The following is a 16,882-nucleotide window of genomic DNA, read 5'->3' on the forward strand; positions in this document are numbered from 1 at the left end:
GGCTTTTGTGCGCATGCTGGGCACGCTGCTGAAAGACCCGGCGCTGGGGCCGCGCATCGTGCCCATCGTGGCCGACGAGGCGCGCACCTTTGGTATGGCCAACCTGTTCAAGCAGGTGGGTATCTACAGCAGCGTGGGCCAGCGCTACGCGCCAGAAGACATTGGCTCGGTGCTGAGCTACCGTGAAGCGCTGGAAGGGCAGATTCTGGAAGAAGGCATCAGCGAGGCCGGCGCGCTGGCGAGCTGGACGGCGGCGGCAACCAGCTACAGCGTGCACGGCCTGGCCATGTTGCCGTTCTACATCTACTACTCGATGTTCGGCTTCCAGCGCGTGGGCGACGCCATCTGGGCTGCGGCAGACCAGCGTTCGCGCGGCTTCCTGCTGGGTGCCACGTCAGGCCGCACCACGCTGGGCGGTGAAGGCCTGCAACACCAGGACGGCAGCAGCCACCTGGTGGCCGCCACCATTCCCAACTGCAAGGCTTATGACCCGGCGTATGCGGGTGAGCTGGCGGTGATCATCGACGCTGGCATGCGCGAGATGCTGGTGGAGCAACGCGACGTGTTTTATTACGTCACGCTCATGAACGAGAACTACGCCAACCCGGATCTGCCTGAGGGCGCGGCTGAGGGCGTGCTGAAGGGTGGTTACCACTTTGGGAGCTATGGACCGCAGGGTGGACAGCGCGTTGCGTTGCTGGGCTCGGGGGCGATCTTCACTGAGGTGGTGAAGGCGGCGCTGCAACTGGCTGAGCAGGGTGTGGGGGTGGATGTGTTCAGTATTACCAGTTGGAGTGAGTTGGCGCGGGATGGGGTGGCGCAGGCGGCAAGCGAGGCCTATGTAACGCGGTTGCTGGCTGGCAGCACGGGTCCCATCGTTGCTGCCACCGACTACGTGCGCTCCGTGCCAGAGAGCGTGCGTGCCTTCGTACCCGAGGGCCGGCGCTACACCACGCTGGGCACCGACGGCTTTGGGCGCAGTGATACGCGCGCAGCGTTGCGATCCTTCTTCAAGGTTGATGCTGAAAGCATCGTGGCCGTGGCATCGTCCAACGTGTAGGTTCGGTGATGTCTAGGTGACCATGGAGACGCGACGAACGTGACTGGCAGCAATCGCTTCGAAGCGGCACCTTGACCGCGAGGGTCACCCCACGGCTGGGTCCGGACATTACGCTTTCAGTGTGAATGATCGCAACTTCATCAACCGGTCATTCTCAAAGTTGGTCCGTTCACATAGACCTTCACCTTCAGGACGCTTTTCTCAATCCGTGCCGTTCAAGGCAAGCTCAAAGATGTCGTGACTCTTGAGTGGCTTCCAAGTGACTTTCTGACGGTAGCGAGCGTTGAGTGGCCGGTTCAGGATCACCGGAACTTTGGCTTCTGAGATGCCGCCATGGGTGCGCAGTCGATGTCCCTTGAGACCGTCGAGATGGTGGCTGGCGGCTGAGGCTCCAATGCAGACGTCCTCCCGCGAGATCACCACGACGTCGGCCTCGCGATCCTCTGGCATGTCGAACATCCGGCAAGCGGTGGTTTTGTTCAAGGCCAGTTCAATGCCATCCATGCCCTGGATGAATGCCATGATGCTGTCGGCATCGACCCGCCCTTTGCTCCACACCCGGACAAAGCCTCCGAGTGCGCCATGGTGTGCCACGAACGCATCTGTGATGGGGCACACGACGGTCATTTCATCTCTCCCAAAGCGCTCGTCCAGCCGGTCCTGCAGCCAGATCACATTGGGTTCACCAGCGGCGTTGCTCTTGTCGCTCATGCCATGGTCCGCCGTCAGGGCCAGGACCACATCTTCCTGAGCAAGTCGCCCGAACGCGTCGTCCAGACGCTCGTAGAACCGGCGTGCATCGAGCTCGGTGGGTGACCATTTGTGCTGCACGAAGTCGGTGAGCGAGAGATACATCAGGTCTGGCCGGTGGTCTTTGAGCAGCTTGATACCCGCCTCCAGCACGAACAGGGAGAGCTCCATGGAATACATGTCGGGCTGTGGCATACCGACATAGGCCAACACGTTCTCAATGCCGTTTTCGACCAGGGTGCACCGATCGGCGAACTCGGACGAGAACGAGACATGCCCCTGGCTGACGTCCAGCCCCTTGCCCAGCTGGCGGCGAAGTTTGTCCTTGGCTGTGATGGACACGACCTTGGCCCCCTCCTGAGCGAACCGCGCCAGGATGGTGTCGCCACGCAGCAGCTCCGGCCCTGTCATCACCACCGGTTGCCAGGTCTTTGTGTCCAGGTAGTAGTTGCCCGAAATCCCGTGACGCGAGGTGGGCGTTCCAGTGATGATCGACATGTTGTTGGGGCAGGTGAACGAGGGCATCGAGCCATCGGCCACCGATCCAAAGCCCTGCTCAATGAAGGCGCGCATGTTCGGTATGGCATCTTCTTGCAGGAGCTGCTCAAGGTAGCGGGGGTCGCCGCCGTCGATGCAGACCACCACCACGGGGCGGGTTGGCCAGCGGTAGTCGGTTCCGTTCACATTCACAAATGGGGTCATTGTTGTTCTCGGTTCAGGTTGGGTTTCATTGGCGTTTTTTAATCAGGCGGTGGCGAGCGCGAGAGGACAGCATCTCGACCACCACCACCAGCGCGAAGATCATCAGGACGATGGTCGCGGCTTGGTCGTAGCGGAACATTTCCATGGAGGTGGCCAGTTCGGCGCCGATGCCACCGGCACCGACCAGACCCAGCACCACCGACGACCGCACGGCTTTCTCCAGCGCGAACAGGCTGGTGTTGATCAAGCTGGGCATGGCCATCGGGAGCGTGGCGCAAGCGATCACCGCCGAGGGCGGCGCGCCGATGGCGGCCAGTGCTTCGGTGGGTCCTTCGTCGACTTCCTCAATGGCTTCGGCAAAGAACCGGGCGCAGAAACCCACGGTGTCCATGATCAGGGTCAGCGTGCCAGCGAACGGGCCGAGCCCGACCGAGGCAACGAAGAACAGGGCCCAGGCCAGGTCGGGCACGGTCCGGATGAAGCTCACCACGTTGCGGACCGCCGTCCTGACGAGGGGGTGCGGCGTGTGGTTGCGCGACGCCAGGATCGCCAGCGGCAGGCTCAGCACGATGCCGATCACCGTACCCACCAGGGCCATCTGGAAGGTCACCAGCACCGACTGCAGCATGGGCATGAAGCGGTCCGTGGCCGGCGGGACCATTTCCGAGGCGATCCGGCCCATATTGGGCAGACCCTCGATGAGTTCGGGCAGCGAGATGCCTGCAGCCGCCAGTGACCAGGCAAAGAAGCCCACGAACGCCAGGAACAGCAGAATGGAGACCGGTTCGGGGCGATCGAATCGGGGCGGCAGTTGGGTGAGATCAGCCATACATGCTCCTGAGTTGCTGCACATCCAGTGCACTGGCTGGCTCATCAAGCGCCAGTTTCCCTGCCTGCAGGCCGATCACCCGGTCGGCATAGTGCACCGCGTGTTCCAGGTGGTGGGTCACGAACACAAAGGTCAGGCCCTTGTGCTGTGCGAGGTCTGAGAACACTTGCATCACGTCCTCGCCCGCCTGTGGGTCCAGACTGGCAACCGGCTCGTCTGCAAAGATCATCTCGGGTTGCTGCATCAGGGCCCGCGCGATGGCCACCCGCTGCGACTGACCTCCGGACAGCTCGTCGGTGCGCTGCCGTGCCAGGTGTGCCAGTCCCACCTGGTCCAGGCAGGCCAGCGCATCCTCGCGCTGCCGCTGACTGGCCCAGCCCTGGTACCACAGTTGCGGGTTGTTGCAATGGGCCATGCCCCCGTGCAGCACGTTGGTGAGCACCGACAGACGGGGCACCAGGTTGTGCTTCTGGAACACGAAGCCGACGCGGGACCGGGCCTTGGAGAGCGCGCGGCCCTTGAGGGTGCTCACGCAACATCCGCTGAAGTGGATGTCGCCCTCCTCCGCATCAATCAAACGCATGCAGCATCGCAGCAGCGTGCTCTTGCCGGCGCCATTGCCACCGATGATGGCCAGCCTCTGCCCATGCGGGACTTCAAAACTGATGTCCGACCACACAGGTGAGGCTGCGCCGTTGAACCGCTTGCTCAGGCCCTGGACCTTCAGTGCCGGAGCTTCGTCGCTGGACGCTGTGGGCGTGGCGCACATGTCAGTCCCCGATGAAGCTGGCGTACTCGGGGTAGCCTGCCGTCTTGTACATGGAGCGAACCACGTCATAGTCCTTGTTGGCCACCTGGGTCAGGAAACGCATGCCCTTGTAACGCTTGACGTGGTCGGCGCCCTGCAGCACGCTGGCAATCAGCGCATCCGAGTTGTCGGCGAAAGCCTTGCGGAATTTGTCCACCGTGACTGCAGGCACATGTTCACCAGCCATGAGCAGATCGTTGGGCAGGTCCCCCCCGCGGGCGATGATCCGGAAAGCGTTCTGCTGGTTCTCCGGCTCCTTGGCCAGGAAACCTTCGAGGTCCGAGCGCCCCATGCCGACGGCGTCCAGATCGCCCTTCTTCAGCGCCTCCCAGGCCACGCGGATGTTGGTGTGGGTGATCTTGGTGTCTTTGAGGGGGTCGAGACCAGCATCGGCGAACAGTTGGATCGGGCCCAAATGGCGCGAGGTCGACCCGACGGAACCGAGGCCCACCCGCTTGCCCTGCAGATCCTTGATCGTGAAGTACGGGCTGTCGGCCTTGACCACCACCTGCGAGTAGTAGTTGGGGCGGTACAGGCCGACCACCACGCCCGCGTTGGCGCGCTTGTGCATCACCACATACTCGGCCGGACCGGCCAGCACGAAGTCCACTTTCTTGAAGCGCAAGGCCTCCAGACCCGCGGTGCGGTTGGTCACGGGAAGGAAGTCGATGGTCGTGCCCGTGGCGCGCTCCAGCTCCTTCTTGAAAGGGCCGAACTCCCGCTGAAGCTCTTCCATCCCCACCAAATCCGTGACAGCCATTTTGATGGTCTGCGCTTGAACGGCGAGCGATGTGGAGAGGGCTGAAACGGCCAGCAGACTGGCGCCAAGGATCTTTCGGAACATGGTCAAACTCCTGTTCATGGGTTGAAGATGTGCCAAGCTTAGAGATCGTTTATGGCATATTGTTGACAATATGGGATATTTTGATTTTTGCTACGATCCTTGTCTTATTTCGCCATCCGACACCCTGCCATGAACGCACCTGACTCCATCGCGCTGCTTCGTACACAGTCCTTGACCGGGCTGGTTCAGGAGGCCCTGGAGCAACAGATCGTGGCGGGAGACCTCAAGCCGGGTGACCCTTTACGCGAAGGTGCCATCGCCTTGTCGATGGGCATCTCAAGGGGGCCGGTCCGCGAGGCCATCCGGATGCTGGAGGCCCGTGGGCTCGTGGATTTCGCCAAGAACTGTGGCGTGCAAGTGCGCAAACTGGATGGACAACAGGCCGCGCAGATTTACCAGGTACGAATTCCCTTGGAAGGCCTGATCGGTGAGCTGGTTGCGCAACGCACGCCTGCCGAATCGGGTCAGGTACTCACGCCCATCATGGAGCAGATGGAACGGTTGGTGAAACAGCAAAACGTGGATGCCTACGCCGGCCTCAACCTGGAATTTCACGACGCTTTGGCGCGCTTGACGGGCAACGCAGCCCTGCACGAGACGTACCGGCGCCTGGTGATCCAGCTCAAGCTGTTCCGGACCCACACGTTCAAGCACGTGCCAGATACCATCCTCGCCTCGCTGGCCGAGCACACGGCCATCTATCAAGCCGTTCAAAACCAAGACACCCACCTTGCCAGCCATCTGCTCAGGGCGCACGCTGAAGACAGTCTGCGACGCCTGCGGATCGCGCTGGGTACGCACGCTGCCTGAGCAGGCTGAGAGTTTTTCAACCTAGAAACGGCAGTTAGGTCCCAGTTGCCAGGTGATTTTGTTGCACCCAAGGAGGTAAAGGTGCGGGTGATTCTGGCGATCACATAGACCAGAAACACCGTCTAACGATCTGTTCGAGGCAACCGCTTTGACATGGAGCACCTTGGAAAGGGTAGTACTTGCAGGCCCCTTCGTCGTCAAGTACAGCCTCATATCGGTTTGCTTCATGGTTCAGGAACTCCCCGCCAGATCGCGTCAGCCGAAAGCAGGCTTGAACCGGTGCCGGCCTTACTCAGCGCCTAGAACAGCCTGTCTGGCACCGCACTGGCACCACAAAGAAGGACGAGATGGCGTAAGGCAGTGATCACATTCGACCTGCGCATCACTCCCGCTTCGATTTCCATCTCTCCGCCTTGTCGGCCTCCGCTTTTTTGTAACGGTGAAAGGCGTCCATGCATTTCTCGTTGCCGGCGTTGGCGGAATCCGTCATATCGATCATGGCTCTATGAAGGGTTTCGCAGTCCGGGTTAGAACAGACGCTGGGCTTGTTTCTGCCGAAGCTCCTAAAGCCGGCACTGACGTGCTCCAACGAATACGGCTCGCTCCTTGGCTTCGTGGAGGCAATGCAGGCCCAGTGATGGTCTGTCACGTCCCTGATGATCTCCTCGTAAGCATCGCGGTACCGATTGCACTCGGCCAGCGATGTGGGTGCAATCGGTGTGTACGGTCTAGACACGACGGATGCAAAAGGGTTATAGCCCATCGGCCACCGAGCTTTGAACTCCGCTGCTTTGGATTCGGCATACGTCTGGGCAGCGAATCGCTGTTGCACGTCTCTTATCGTTTGTTTATTGGTTAGATACGTGCCCGCGCCTGCCCATTGGGGCAGCAGAAGCAGAACGCTAAGCCACCTCGCCAAGTTCCGCGAGCTTGCTCCAGCCACCAATGATTGCCTGGGTGGGGTCGAGCAAGATAGTCGGCGCACTGTCAAAGCCTACCTTGGGCTCGGCAAGCCGCAAACATCTTCTTTCTGTAGTCGCGCAAGTTGGCCTGGCACTTCGCGAGGCTGGGATCGTTCGAACTGCAAACCGTCTCACAGGCTTCAGGACAGGCCAAGCACTCATTGCCACCGCCCTGCGATTTTCCAAGGTTGCGGTTAGCCTCACTGATTCGATTCACCCGGCACTCAATTCCGGCATGTCCTTGTAGTGAGTCACAGGGGTTCTTCAACGAGGTCTGCGCATAACCCGCGCTACTCAACACCAGCAGCGACGCAACCCACCAAAGACGAAGACGATGTTTGCTCACTTGTGCTCCTACGAGGCAACAGCAGGATTAATCAACCCGCATCGTTTATTGTACGATTTCTTTTTCAAGACTCAGCGCTGCAAGCACGCGGCATAGTGGGCATTACCGAGCCGAGTTCATCCAATACTCGCCCCAGAGTGAGACGACCAGATCAAGCTCATGGATGCGCACTGGTAAGTCATCCGTCAAAAGTTTCCCGTGCCATATGTGGCGCCATGCAAGGCTCACTGCAGAGGGAAAAACGTAAGCAGATGACTTGGGAAACTTCTTTTTATGACTTATGCGCCAGTCGACGCACTCCGGCAGCATCGACAACTGCGATGGCGACATTGATAAGTCACCCTGCAAAAGATTTTCATCACATTCAGGCTCGCTGTGTGAATTCTGTAGAGTGAGAGCGGTACGCAGATGAAGTGGAAAACTTCATAAAAGTGACTTACAGCAACCGATCCATTTTTATGTCAAAACTTTAAGCTTGGCAAGGGGGTTGTAATCTTTTGAAGATGAAGTAATGCGTTGGTCACTCGGGCACGGGCTTCCTTGCTGCAAAATACTGTAAACATTCGTGAGTATTTTTGGCCCCATCCACTAAAAAAAATACAGCCTTCTCCATTTTTGCATTCAAATACAAGTTTCGGCCAATCATCATCTTTATCAAGTGGCTGAATCGAAGCAATTTTCCTTATATCGAAATCGATAGAAAACTCATCTGGCCCCGAACCGTACTTTCCCCGGATTCCAGTGGAATATACAAACTCTAATGCTGCATCATCCTTGGTATATGAGTGTAAAAACTTAAATCCCGTGGCATATAAATCTGGTGTATCCACCAGAGAGCAGCCAGATTGGTTACTGTAAATTTCTCGAATGGCAAATAGAGTTTCTTCAGCTGTTTGAGCATGACTTAATTGACATCCAAGAAAGAAAACAGAAAAACAAAATAGTTGGAAATTCGATTTCATGAGAATACTGGTAGATTGAGCTTTGGGCGATCAGCCGCCTTGGAGCGGGGCATACTGAGCAGTTGCTTCAGCGCAACAGCAATTCCACTGTTGCACATGCTACATAGACGTTTCCAGAAAAGCAACTTTCGGCGGCGTGAAGGTCTGAAGGGTTTGCTAAATGCCAAGTTCCGCCGGTTTATAAACAAGCGGAACTTGACAGCCTTGGGGGTTTTCGAAGGTGGCATAACCACCAGACACAGCCCATCCCACGTGGTATCTGGTGGTGCATTGAATGCGCTAAGCTGGCAAAAACACCATTTTCTTGGCCAGCAGCCCCTCTCCACACATGCCTTACCAGCCCAAGCCCAAACCCTCCCGGGAGATTCACCCGAGAACAACCAGCGGGCAAGCCCAGAAGACCCGGACGCGCGCTGCGATCGTTCGGGCGGCCATTCCGGTGTTTGCCCACCATGGGCCAGACATTCCGGTGATCGACGATTTCGTGAAGGCCGCCGGGGTGTCGCGCGGCACCTTCTACAACTACTTCCAGACCACGCGCGACCTGCTGGACGCGGCGATGGAGCAAATCTCCAACGACCTGATCGAGACCATCATCCCGGCGGTGGCCGACGAAACCAACCCGGTGATCCGACTGGCGACGGCGGCCCGGCTGTTTTACAGAAAGGCACGGCTCGACCCGGTGTTCCGCGCGTTCCTGGGCTCGGTGTCCGGGGTGGGGCATCTGGCCGTCACGCGCATGCACGTCGACCTGGAGGAAGCGATTGCAAAGGACCTGATCAAGGTGAAGGACATCGAGCTGGCCGAGGCGATCTCCATCGGGCTGATGGTGTTTGCCCTGCGCTCCTCCAACGTGGAGACCGGCGGGCCGGAGCGGGCCCGCGAGGTGGTTCGCGCCATTCTCAACGCCCTGGGCGCAAACCCCGGGCTGATCGATCAGGCCATGCAGGTGCCCTTGCCACCCCCCACACCCCCGGGTAATCCCTAGCAGGTGTTTACACCTATATTGACGTTTTTGTCATTGACGAATGTGTCAATGTAAATAAACTTCCGCCATCGTCGCTGAAACGGTGCCCGGCTTGGGGCCCTGTTCCATGTACACCGGGTACGGCCCACGGGCGCGGCGAGGCAACCAGGAAGTGAAGATGGCGCAAGCCCAGTTTGTTGAGGGGACCACCCGCACCGGCGCGGCGTGGCGCATCGGTTACCGGGTGTCCGGCGCGGGTGAAGACGTGGTGCTGCTGCACGGCGGCGGACCGGGCGCCACCGGCGCGAGCAACTACAGCAAGAACATCGACGCCCTGTCGCGACACTTCCGCTGCTGGGTGATCGACTTCCCGGGCTGGGGCAGCAGCTCCAAGAATCTGGATGCCTTCGGCGGGCTCGGCCCGTTTCACAACGGCGGCCGGGCGGTGCTGGCCTTCATGGACGCGGTGGGCATTCCGCGGGCGCACCTGGTGGGCAATTCATTTGGCGGCTCGTCGGCGCTGTGCCTGGCCATGGACGCGCCCGACCGGGTGGGCAAGCTGGTGCTGATGGGGCCGGGCGGTGGCGTGGTGGCCGGCGCCACCGGTCCGACCGAGGGCATCAAACAGTTGCTGACCTACTACCTGGGCGACGGCCCCTCGCTCGGCAAGCTGCAGGCCTTCATCGGCAACCTGGTGCACGACCAGCGCCTGCTCACGCCCGAGCTGATCCGCCAGCGGTTCGAGGCCAGCAACGACCCCGAGATTCGGGCCAACCCGCCGCTGGTGCCGCCGCCCGGCGGCCCGGGCCAGGAAACCTTCATCAGCCTGGACCCGCGCCTGGCCTCGACGATGCACCGCGCGCTGTTCATCTGGGGCCTGCAGGACCGGGTGAACCCGGTGGCCGGGCTGGAGCCGTTCAAGGTGATGCCCAACGCCGACCACCTGCTGTTGACCAACTGCGGCCACTGGGCGCAGTGGGAACACCCGCAGCGCTTCAACGACGTGGTGACCAGCTTCCTGCTGCACGACGACTGACGCAGGGACGGCCTCGAAGCCGTCCACCAACTTCCCCCCCCCCGTCCTTGCACCGAGTCTTTGCGGACCCGGTGTGGGGCTTCCTTTACCCCAACAGGAGACAAATATGACCCCCACCATCCAAGAACTGGGCTACCTCGGCTTCGAGGTGTCCAACCTGCCGCGCTGGGAGCGCTTCGCCGCCGAGGTCCTGGGCCTGGGCGTGAGCAGCGGCCCGCAGAACACCCGGCGCCTGCGCATGGACGCGGCGCCCGCACGCTTCATCCTGAGCGAAGGCCCTGCCGATGACCTGGCGTTTGCCGGCTGGAAAGTGGGCTCCGCCGCCGAGGTGGATGCCTTTGCGCGCCACCTGGACAGCCAGGGCCTGAAAAGCACCCTGGGCACCGCCGACGAGCTGGACGTTCGCCATGCCGAGCGCATGCTGCACTTCACCGACCCCGAGGGCAACCGCCACGAGGTCTACGCCGCGGCGCCGTCGCAGGACGCGGCCTTCCGCTCCGACGTGGTGGCGTCCGGCTTCGTCACGGGCGCCGGTGGCGCGGGTCACGTGGTGTTCGAGGCCGACCACTACCCGGACACGATAGCGTTCGCCCGCAACGTGCTGGGGGTCAAGCTCAGCGACCACATCTACCTGGAGCCAGCGCCGGGTGTGAAGATCGAGGTGTCGTTCTTCCACGCCAACGAGCGGCACCATTCGGTGGCCGTTGCCCCGCGCGCTCCCATGCCCGGGCCGAAAAAGCGCATCCACCATTTCATGGTCGAGGCGGCACAGGTGGCCGACGTGGGGCGGGCCCGCGACCGCTGCCTGGCCTTCGGCCTGCCGGTGGTGATGGACATCGGCCAGCACCCGAACGACCAGATGATCTCGTTCTACGCCCACTCACCGTCGGGCTTTCTGTTCGAGTTCGGCTGGGGCGGCGTGAAGGTGGACGACGCGACGTGGAAGGCCGAGGCCTACGACCGCGTGAGCAACTGGGGGCACCGCCCGTATGGCGCCATGCCCGGTGAAGGCCCGGCCATGCCGGCCGCTGCGGTGGAGGTGGCCTGACATGAGCACCCACATGAACACCACACAGCACTTTGACGCCGACGTGGCCATCATCGGCTATGGCCCCAGCGGTCTGGCCGCCGCCCTGTGCCTGGGCCACTACGGCATCCGCACCATCGCGCTGGAGCGCGACCAGGCGATCTATCCCCGCGCCCGCGCGGTCACGGTGAACGACTGGACGATGCGCTGTTTCCAGTCGCTGGGACTGGACGAAGAACTGGCGCGCACCATGGACCCGACCGTGGCGCTGCGCTGGATCACCCACGAGGGGCACCAGATCACGCGCATGGACTTTCCGCCTTCGCGGTTGGGGCGGCACCCCACGTCCTACGCCATCTACCAGCCCGCGATGGAGGAGGTGTTGCGCCGCGCGAACGAGCGCCATGCCGAGCACGTTGACGTGCGCTACGGCGTGGAAGTGACCGACGTGGTGCAGGACAGCGAGGGCGTGACGGTGACATCGCGCGACCTCGGCACCGGCGCAACCCGGACGGTGCGCGCACGCTACGTGCTGGCCTGCGACGGCGGCGGCAGCACCACGCGCGAGCGGCTGGGCATCCAGCTCATCGGTGAGACGCGCGAGGTGAAGTGGGTGGTGATCGACGCGCGGGTGAAACGCTGGTGGCCCGATCGGCACATCCTGACCTTCTGGTCTGACAAGCAGCGGCCGGTGGTGGACATTGCGCTGGCGCAGGGCAACCACCGCTGGGAGTTCCCGCTGGCGCCGCACGAGTCGGAAGACGACTTCAAGACGCACGAGCAGTTGTGGAAGCTGCTGAGCTCGCTGGGCGTGACGCAGGACGACGTCGAGATCCACCAGCACGCGTTCTACCGCCACCACATCCGCCATGCCGAGCGCTGGCGCGAAGGGCGCGTGTTCCTGGTGGGTGACGCCGGCCACCTGATGCCGCCGTGGGCCGGGTCGGGCATGCAGTCCGGCGTGCGCGACGCGTTCAACATCGCTTGGAAACTGCGCGAGGTGCTGCGCGGCCGGCTGCCCGAAACGCTGCTCGACACCTACCAGGCCGAGCGCGAGCCGAACGTGGCCTTCTACACCGGCGTGGCGATTCAGCTGGGCCGCATCATCCAGCAGCAGCTCAGCGACGAAGAAATGGCGGCCATGGCGCCCAAGCCGGGCGAGCCGCCACCGGAGCCGCCCTTGCTGTGGAACCCCTGGTACGACGCGGGCTGGTTCCGCGGCACCACGGCGCCGGACAGCGCGGTCGGCAAGATGATCCCGCAGCCCCGCGTGGCCGACGCACGCGGCAGGCTGTGCTGGCTCGACGAGCTGCTGGGCGACGGCTTTGTGTTGCTGGGTGACGGGGTGAACCCGCGCACCGAACTCACGGCCGAAGAACAGGCCGCCTGGGACGCCCTGGGTGCGCGCCACCTCTGCGTGTTGGCGCCCGAGCAACAGGGCCATGGCAGCGACGACATGGTCGATCTCGACGGGACCCTGCTGGCCTGGATGCGCCGCCACGGCACCCGGGTCATGGCGGTGCGCCCGGACCGGTTCGTGGCGGCGGCCGACCGTTCTGGCATGGCCCTGCCCGAGGCCGGCACCCCTTAAGCCGGCCTCACCACGCCCGCACGAAATCCACAACAGGAGACAAGACCATGAATACGAAGATCCGTACGGCCCATCCGGCGCTGAGGGCCGCGGCCCTGGCCGTGGCGACGTGGCTCACCGCATCGGCGGCGAACGCGCAGTCTGCCGACTGGCCTGCCAAGCCCATTCGTCTGGTGATTCCGTTCCCGGCGGGGGGTGGTCCCGAACGCACCATTCGCGCCGTCGCGGAGGGGCTGGGTCAAAGACTCGGGCAGCCGGTCGTGGTGGACTACAAGCCCGGTGCCTCGGGCAACATCGGCGCGGCCGAAACGGCCCGCTCGGCCGCTGACGGGTACACGTGGCTGCTGGCACAGGAGTCGATCGTCACCGTCAACCCGCACATCTTCAAGCGCCTCGGCTACGAGCCCGACAAGTTGGTTCCAGTGGCATTGTTCGGCAGTTTCGTGAACGTGCTGACGTGCCATCCGGCGGTCGGTGTGCGGTCGGTGGCCGAACTGGTGGAGAAGGCGAAGGCCAAGCCCGGCAGCATCCGCTACGCCAGCAGCGGACCCGGTTCACCGGGGCATCTGGCCATGGAGATGTTCACCTCGGCGGCCAAGATCGATATGGTCCACATTCCCTACCGGGGACCCATGCCGGCTGTTCAGGATTTGCTCGGTGGCCACGTCGATTGCGGCTTCCTCGTGGCGTCCATCGTGGCGGAATACGTCAAGAACAAGCGGTTGGTGGGGCTGGCCGGATCGGGGACGAAACCCTCGGCCTCGCTCGGCGACCTGCCCAACCTCTCCGATGCCGGCTACCGCGACGTCAACGCAACCTTCTGGCTGGGCATCTTTGGACCCACCGGCGTGGACCCGGACATCACGCGGAAATTCCACCAGGCATTGGCCGAGACGGTGCGCAGCGAGCCCGTTCAGGCGGCCATGCTGGCCTCTGACACCCAGCCCGAGTCCACCACCCCAGCGCAAGCCCGTCAGTTGCTGAACGAGACGTCCGCTCGCTGGGCATCTGTCGTCCAGCGCATCCACCTGAAGCTGGACTGACCATGGGACAACCGAATTTCATCTACATCCTGGCGGACGACCTGGGTTACGCGGACCTGGGCTGTTGCGGCGCGAGAGATGCCTACAGCCGGCCGACCGACGTGTCCCCCAACCTGGATCGCATGGCGGCGCAAGGCATGCGCTTCACGCGCGGCTACGCCAATTCCGCCGTCTGTTCCCCGACCCGTTTCGCCCTCATCACCGGGCGCTGGCAGTACCGGCTGCGCGGCGCGGCCGAGGAGCCGCTGGGCCCGGCCTACGGTGACAAGGTTCTCGGGCTCCCGCCCAGCCATCCGACGCTGCCCTCGCTGCTGGGGGCGGCCGGCTATCGCACCGCCCTGATGGGCAAGTGGCACCTGGGCTACCCCCCACACTTCGGTCCCCGCCAGTCGGGCTACCAGACCTACTTCGGCTACCACGGTGGCGGCGTGGACTACTTCGCGCACACCGGCCCGCGCGGCGGGGCCGACCTGTGGGAGAACGAGACGCCCATCGAACGCGAGGGCTACCTCACCGATCTGCTCAGCCGCCAGGCCGTCGAATTCGTGGAGGCGCAGACGCCCGACCAGCCCTTTCTGTTGAGCCTGCACTACAGCGCGCCGCACTGGCCCTGGCTGACGCGCGACGACGCCGAGGAGAGCCGGCACACGCGGGAACTGGGCTGGCACCCGGACGGCGGTTCGGTGGAGGTTTACCAAAAGATGATCCACCACATGGACGAAGGCATCGGCTGGCTGCTGGACGCGTTGGAGAAGAAAGGGCTGGCGCAGAACACGCTGGTCGTCTTCACCAGCGACAACGGCGGCGAGCGCTTCTCCAACAACTGGCCGCTGTGTGGCGAGAAGATGGACCTGCTGGAGGGCGGCATCCGTGTGCCGCTGCTGGCGCGCTGGCCCGAGCGGATTCCGGCCGGTCTGGTGAGCGACTGCCCCAACCTGACGATGGACTGGACCGCGACCCTGCTGGCGGCCGCTGGCGTCGCAGCCGATGCGGACCACCCGCTCGACGGCGTGGACCTGTTGCCGCTGTTTGCCGACGCTTCGTGGACCCGCCCGGGCGACCTGTGCTGGCGCATGAAGCACCGAAGCCAGCGCGCCCTGATCCGGGGCGACTGGAAGTACCTCCACCAGGACGGGCACGACTTTCTGTTCAACCTCGCGGCAGACGCGCGCGAGCGGGCCAACGTCGCCCGGCGATACCCGGAAAAACTCGCGGAGCTGCGCGACGCCTGGCAAGCCTGGAACGCCAGCCTGCCCCCGATCCCGGACGACGCGCGTGTGTTCAAGCTGTTCCAGCCTGGGGACGTGGCCGTGCCGTCGGGGGCGCATTGACAAGCGCATCGGCATGAACCCTTTTCTTTTTTTCTTAACGTGAAAGTGATCCCTATGGATGCAGATTCCCATGCGGTGGTGGCAGCGGTCTTGCGAACAGCCCGGGCGGCGCGCACGCCCGTTGCCCCGGTTTCTTCGACGCACGGCATCGAGGGCCTGGAGGCCGCCTATGCCGTGGCCGACCTCAACACCCAGGCGCGTCTGGCCGAAGGGCAGCGCATCGTCGGGCTCAAGGTCGGGTTGACCTCCAAGGCCGTGCAAGAGCAACTGGGGGTCGATCAGCCCGATTTCGGCGTGCTGTTCGACGACATGGAATACCTCAGTGGCCAAGACGTGCCCACCAACCGGCTCATGCAGCCCAAGATCGAGGCCGAAATCGCCTTCGTCGTCGGGAGCGATCTGGCCGGCACCACGCCAAGCTACGCCGAATTCCTGGCCTGCCTTGTCTATGCGCTGCCCGCGCTGGAAATCGTCGACAGCGCCATCGCCGACTGGAAGATCCGCCTGGTCGACACGGTGGCAGACAACGCCTCCTGTGGGGTGTACGTGTTGGGCAACCAACCGGTGTTGCTGGGAGAGCTCTCGCTGGGCGACCTGGGCATGTGCTTGACCAAAAATGGCACAACGGCGTCCGTCGGAACCGGCTCCGCCTGCCTGGGGCATCCGCTGCGTGCGGCGTATTGGCTGGCCTGCACCATGGCTGCGCGTGGTCAAGGGCTCAAGGCCGGCCAGGTGATTCTCTCCGGCGCACTTGGCCCCATGGTGCCCGTCGCTGCAGGCGACCACATCCACGCCCAGATCGGTGCGCTGGGCAGCGTGAGCTGCCGCATGGTCTGACTCTCTTTACCCAGAATTCTTATGACCCGAAAACTCAAAGCCGCCATCATCGGCAGCGGCAACATCGGCACGGACCTGATGATCAAGATCCTGCGCCACGGCCAGCACATCGAAATGGGTGCCATGGTCGGCATCGACGCCGCGTCCGACGGCCTGGCCCGCGCCGCCCGCCTGGGCGTGGCCACCACGCACGACGGCGTGGCCGGCCTGACCCGCATGCCCGAATTCGCCAACATCGACATCGTGTTCGACGCCACCAGCGCCAGCGCCCATGTCCAGAACGACGCCTTCCTGCGCAGCCTGAAGCCCGGCATCCGCCTGATCGACCTGACGCCCGCGGCCATCGGCCCGTATTGCATCCCGGTGGTCAACGGCGAGGACCACCTCGACGCGCTCAATGTAAACATGGTCACCTGCGGCGGCCAGGCCACCATCCCCATGGTCGCCGCCGTCTCGCGCGTGGCCAAGGTGCACTACGGCGAGATCGTCGCCAGCATCTCCAGCAAGAGCGCCGGCCCCGGCACCCGCGCCAACATCGACGAGTTCACCGAGACCACGTCCAAGGCCATCGAGGTGGTGGGCGGTGCCGCCAAGGGCAAGGCCATCATCGTGCTGAACCCGGCCGAGCCGCCGCTGATCATGCGCGACACGGTCTACACGCTGAGCGACTTCGCCGATGAAGCGGCCATTGCCGATTCGATTCAGCGCATGGCCGCCGACGTTCAGGCCTATGTGCCGGGCTACCGCCTCAAGCAGAAAGTGCAGTTCGACCGCATCGAAGGCCTGAACATCCCGGGCGTCGGCAAGCACCTGAACGGCCTGAAGACCTCGGTGTTCCTGGAGGTCGAAGGTGCGGCCCACTACCTGCCGGCCTACGCCGGCAACCTCGACATCATGACCAGCGCCGCGCTGCGCACCGCCGAACACATGGCCGCGCGCATGCTGGCCGCCGCCGTGGCCGCCTGAAGGAACAACAC

Annotated in this window: 14 protein-coding genes and 1 pseudogene; 10 read left to right on the top strand and 5 right to left on the bottom strand. The window is 63.1% G+C overall.

Annotated elements, in window-relative coordinates; translation table 11 throughout:
- Positions 1-1,060, top strand: a pseudogene (locus Q7J58_RS21160) (pyruvate dehydrogenase (acetyl-transferring), homodimeric type); the annotation flags it as partial.
- Positions 1,061-1,261: 201 nt separating this feature from the next.
- Here the strand turns inward: Q7J58_RS21160 and phnA are convergent.
- The 4 genes from phnA to Q7J58_RS21180 are packed head-to-tail and all read right to left on the bottom strand — an operon-like array spanning position 1,262 to position 4,993.
- Positions 1,262-2,494: a phosphonoacetate hydrolase gene (gene phnA / locus Q7J58_RS21165; protein ID WP_304831852.1), complete on the bottom strand. Its 1,233-nt coding sequence runs from the start codon at positions 2,492-2,494 to the stop codon at positions 1,262-1,264.
- Positions 2,495-2,537: 43 nt separating this feature from the next.
- Positions 2,538-3,341 carry a phosphonate ABC transporter, permease protein PhnE gene (phnE, locus tag Q7J58_RS21170; protein ID WP_304831854.1) on the bottom strand — a complete coding sequence of 268 codons (804 nt, stop codon included), beginning with the start codon at positions 3,339-3,341 and terminating at the stop codon, positions 2,538-2,540.
- Positions 3,334-4,110 (bottom strand): phosphonate ABC transporter ATP-binding protein, encoded by a 777-nt coding sequence (locus tag Q7J58_RS21175; protein WP_304831856.1) that lies wholly within the window; start codon positions 4,108-4,110, stop codon positions 3,334-3,336. Before Q7J58_RS21175 ends, phnE begins: the two co-directional genes overlap by 8 nt.
- A 1-nt stretch (position 4,111) precedes the next feature.
- Positions 4,112-4,993 carry a phosphate/phosphite/phosphonate ABC transporter substrate-binding protein gene (locus Q7J58_RS21180; protein WP_304831857.1) on the bottom strand — a complete coding sequence of 294 codons (882 nt, stop codon included), beginning with the start codon at positions 4,991-4,993 and terminating at the stop codon, positions 4,112-4,114.
- 129 nt (positions 4,994-5,122) lie between these two features.
- Between Q7J58_RS21180 and Q7J58_RS21185 the strand changes: the two genes are divergently transcribed.
- Positions 5,123-5,803, top strand: a complete 681-nt coding sequence (locus Q7J58_RS21185) for an FCD domain-containing protein (RefSeq protein WP_304831860.1) — start codon at positions 5,123-5,125, stop codon at positions 5,801-5,803.
- 1,769 nt (positions 5,804-7,572) lie between these two features.
- Here the strand turns inward: Q7J58_RS21185 and Q7J58_RS21190 are convergent.
- A complete protein-coding gene (locus Q7J58_RS21190; RefSeq protein ID WP_304831862.1) occupies positions 7,573-8,073 on the bottom strand; it encodes a hypothetical protein in 501 nt (166 codons plus the stop codon).
- 328 nt (positions 8,074-8,401) lie between these two features.
- Between Q7J58_RS21190 and Q7J58_RS21195 the strand changes: the two genes are divergently transcribed.
- From Q7J58_RS21195 to Q7J58_RS21230, 8 genes are all read left to right on the top strand, one after another.
- Positions 8,402-9,061, top strand: a complete 660-nt coding sequence (locus tag Q7J58_RS21195) for a TetR/AcrR family transcriptional regulator (RefSeq protein WP_304831864.1) — start codon at positions 8,402-8,404, stop codon at positions 9,059-9,061.
- 106 nt (positions 9,062-9,167) lie between these two features.
- Positions 9,168-10,076 carry an alpha/beta fold hydrolase gene (locus Q7J58_RS21200; RefSeq protein ID WP_304831866.1) on the top strand — a complete coding sequence of 303 codons (909 nt, stop codon included), beginning with the start codon at positions 9,168-9,170 and terminating at the stop codon, positions 10,074-10,076.
- Between the two features lie 106 nt (positions 10,077-10,182).
- The gene (locus Q7J58_RS21205; protein ID WP_304831868.1) at positions 10,183-11,124 is read left to right on the top strand and encodes a VOC family protein; all 942 of its coding nucleotides are present in this window, start codon (positions 10,183-10,185) and stop codon (positions 11,122-11,124) included.
- 13 nt (positions 11,125-11,137) lie between these two features.
- On the top strand, positions 11,138-12,694 hold the full coding sequence (locus Q7J58_RS21210) for a bifunctional 3-(3-hydroxy-phenyl)propionate/3-hydroxycinnamic acid hydroxylase (RefSeq protein ID WP_304831870.1): 1,557 nt from the start codon (positions 11,138-11,140) through the stop codon (positions 12,692-12,694).
- Between the two features lie 47 nt (positions 12,695-12,741).
- Positions 12,742-13,737 (top strand): tripartite tricarboxylate transporter substrate binding protein, encoded by a 996-nt coding sequence (locus Q7J58_RS21215; protein WP_304831872.1) that lies wholly within the window; start codon positions 12,742-12,744, stop codon positions 13,735-13,737.
- Positions 13,734-15,068, top strand: coding sequence for a sulfatase-like hydrolase/transferase (locus Q7J58_RS21220; protein ID WP_304831927.1), 1,335 nt, complete (start codon positions 13,734-13,736; stop codon positions 15,066-15,068). The genes Q7J58_RS21215 and Q7J58_RS21220 overlap by 4 nt, the downstream gene beginning before the upstream one ends.
- 54 nt (positions 15,069-15,122) lie before the next feature.
- A complete protein-coding gene (locus Q7J58_RS21225; RefSeq protein WP_304831874.1) occupies positions 15,123-15,905 on the top strand; it encodes a fumarylacetoacetate hydrolase family protein in 783 nt (260 codons plus the stop codon).
- A 21-nt stretch (positions 15,906-15,926) separates the two neighbouring features.
- Positions 15,927-16,871 (top strand): acetaldehyde dehydrogenase (acetylating), encoded by a 945-nt coding sequence (locus Q7J58_RS21230; protein WP_304831876.1) that lies wholly within the window; start codon positions 15,927-15,929, stop codon positions 16,869-16,871.
- Positions 16,872-16,882: the final 11 nt, after the last annotated feature.

It is taken from the genome of Hydrogenophaga sp. (assembly GCF_030656115.1).
In the GTDB taxonomy this organism is placed as follows: domain Bacteria; phylum Pseudomonadota; class Gammaproteobacteria; order Burkholderiales; family Burkholderiaceae_C; genus Hydrogenophaga.

Coding starts and splice junctions, on each gene's coding strand:
- phnE (WP_304831854.1), bottom strand. CDS start 3,341: ATGGCTGATCTCACCCAACTGCCGCCCCGATTCGATCGCCCCGAACCG.
- Q7J58_RS21175 (WP_304831856.1), bottom strand. CDS start 4,110: ATGTGCGCCACGCCCACAGCGTCCAGCGACGAAGCTCCGGCACTGAAG.
- Q7J58_RS21180 (WP_304831857.1), bottom strand. CDS start 4,993: ATGTTCCGAAAGATCCTTGGCGCCAGTCTGCTGGCCGTTTCAGCCCTC.
- Q7J58_RS21185 (WP_304831860.1), top strand. CDS start 5,123: ATGAACGCACCTGACTCCATCGCGCTGCTTCGTACACAGTCCTTGACC.
- Q7J58_RS21190 (WP_304831862.1), bottom strand. CDS start 8,073: ATGAAATCGAATTTCCAACTATTTTGTTTTTCTGTTTTCTTTCTTGGA.
- Q7J58_RS21195 (WP_304831864.1), top strand. CDS start 8,402: ATGCCTTACCAGCCCAAGCCCAAACCCTCCCGGGAGATTCACCCGAGA.
- Q7J58_RS21200 (WP_304831866.1), top strand. CDS start 9,168: ATGTACACCGGGTACGGCCCACGGGCGCGGCGAGGCAACCAGGAAGTG.
- Q7J58_RS21205 (WP_304831868.1), top strand. CDS start 10,183: ATGACCCCCACCATCCAAGAACTGGGCTACCTCGGCTTCGAGGTGTCC.
- Q7J58_RS21210 (WP_304831870.1), top strand. CDS start 11,138: ATGAACACCACACAGCACTTTGACGCCGACGTGGCCATCATCGGCTAT.
- Q7J58_RS21215 (WP_304831872.1), top strand. CDS start 12,742: ATGAATACGAAGATCCGTACGGCCCATCCGGCGCTGAGGGCCGCGGCC.
- Q7J58_RS21225 (WP_304831874.1), top strand. CDS start 15,123: ATGGATGCAGATTCCCATGCGGTGGTGGCAGCGGTCTTGCGAACAGCC.
- Q7J58_RS21230 (WP_304831876.1), top strand. CDS start 15,927: ATGACCCGAAAACTCAAAGCCGCCATCATCGGCAGCGGCAACATCGGC.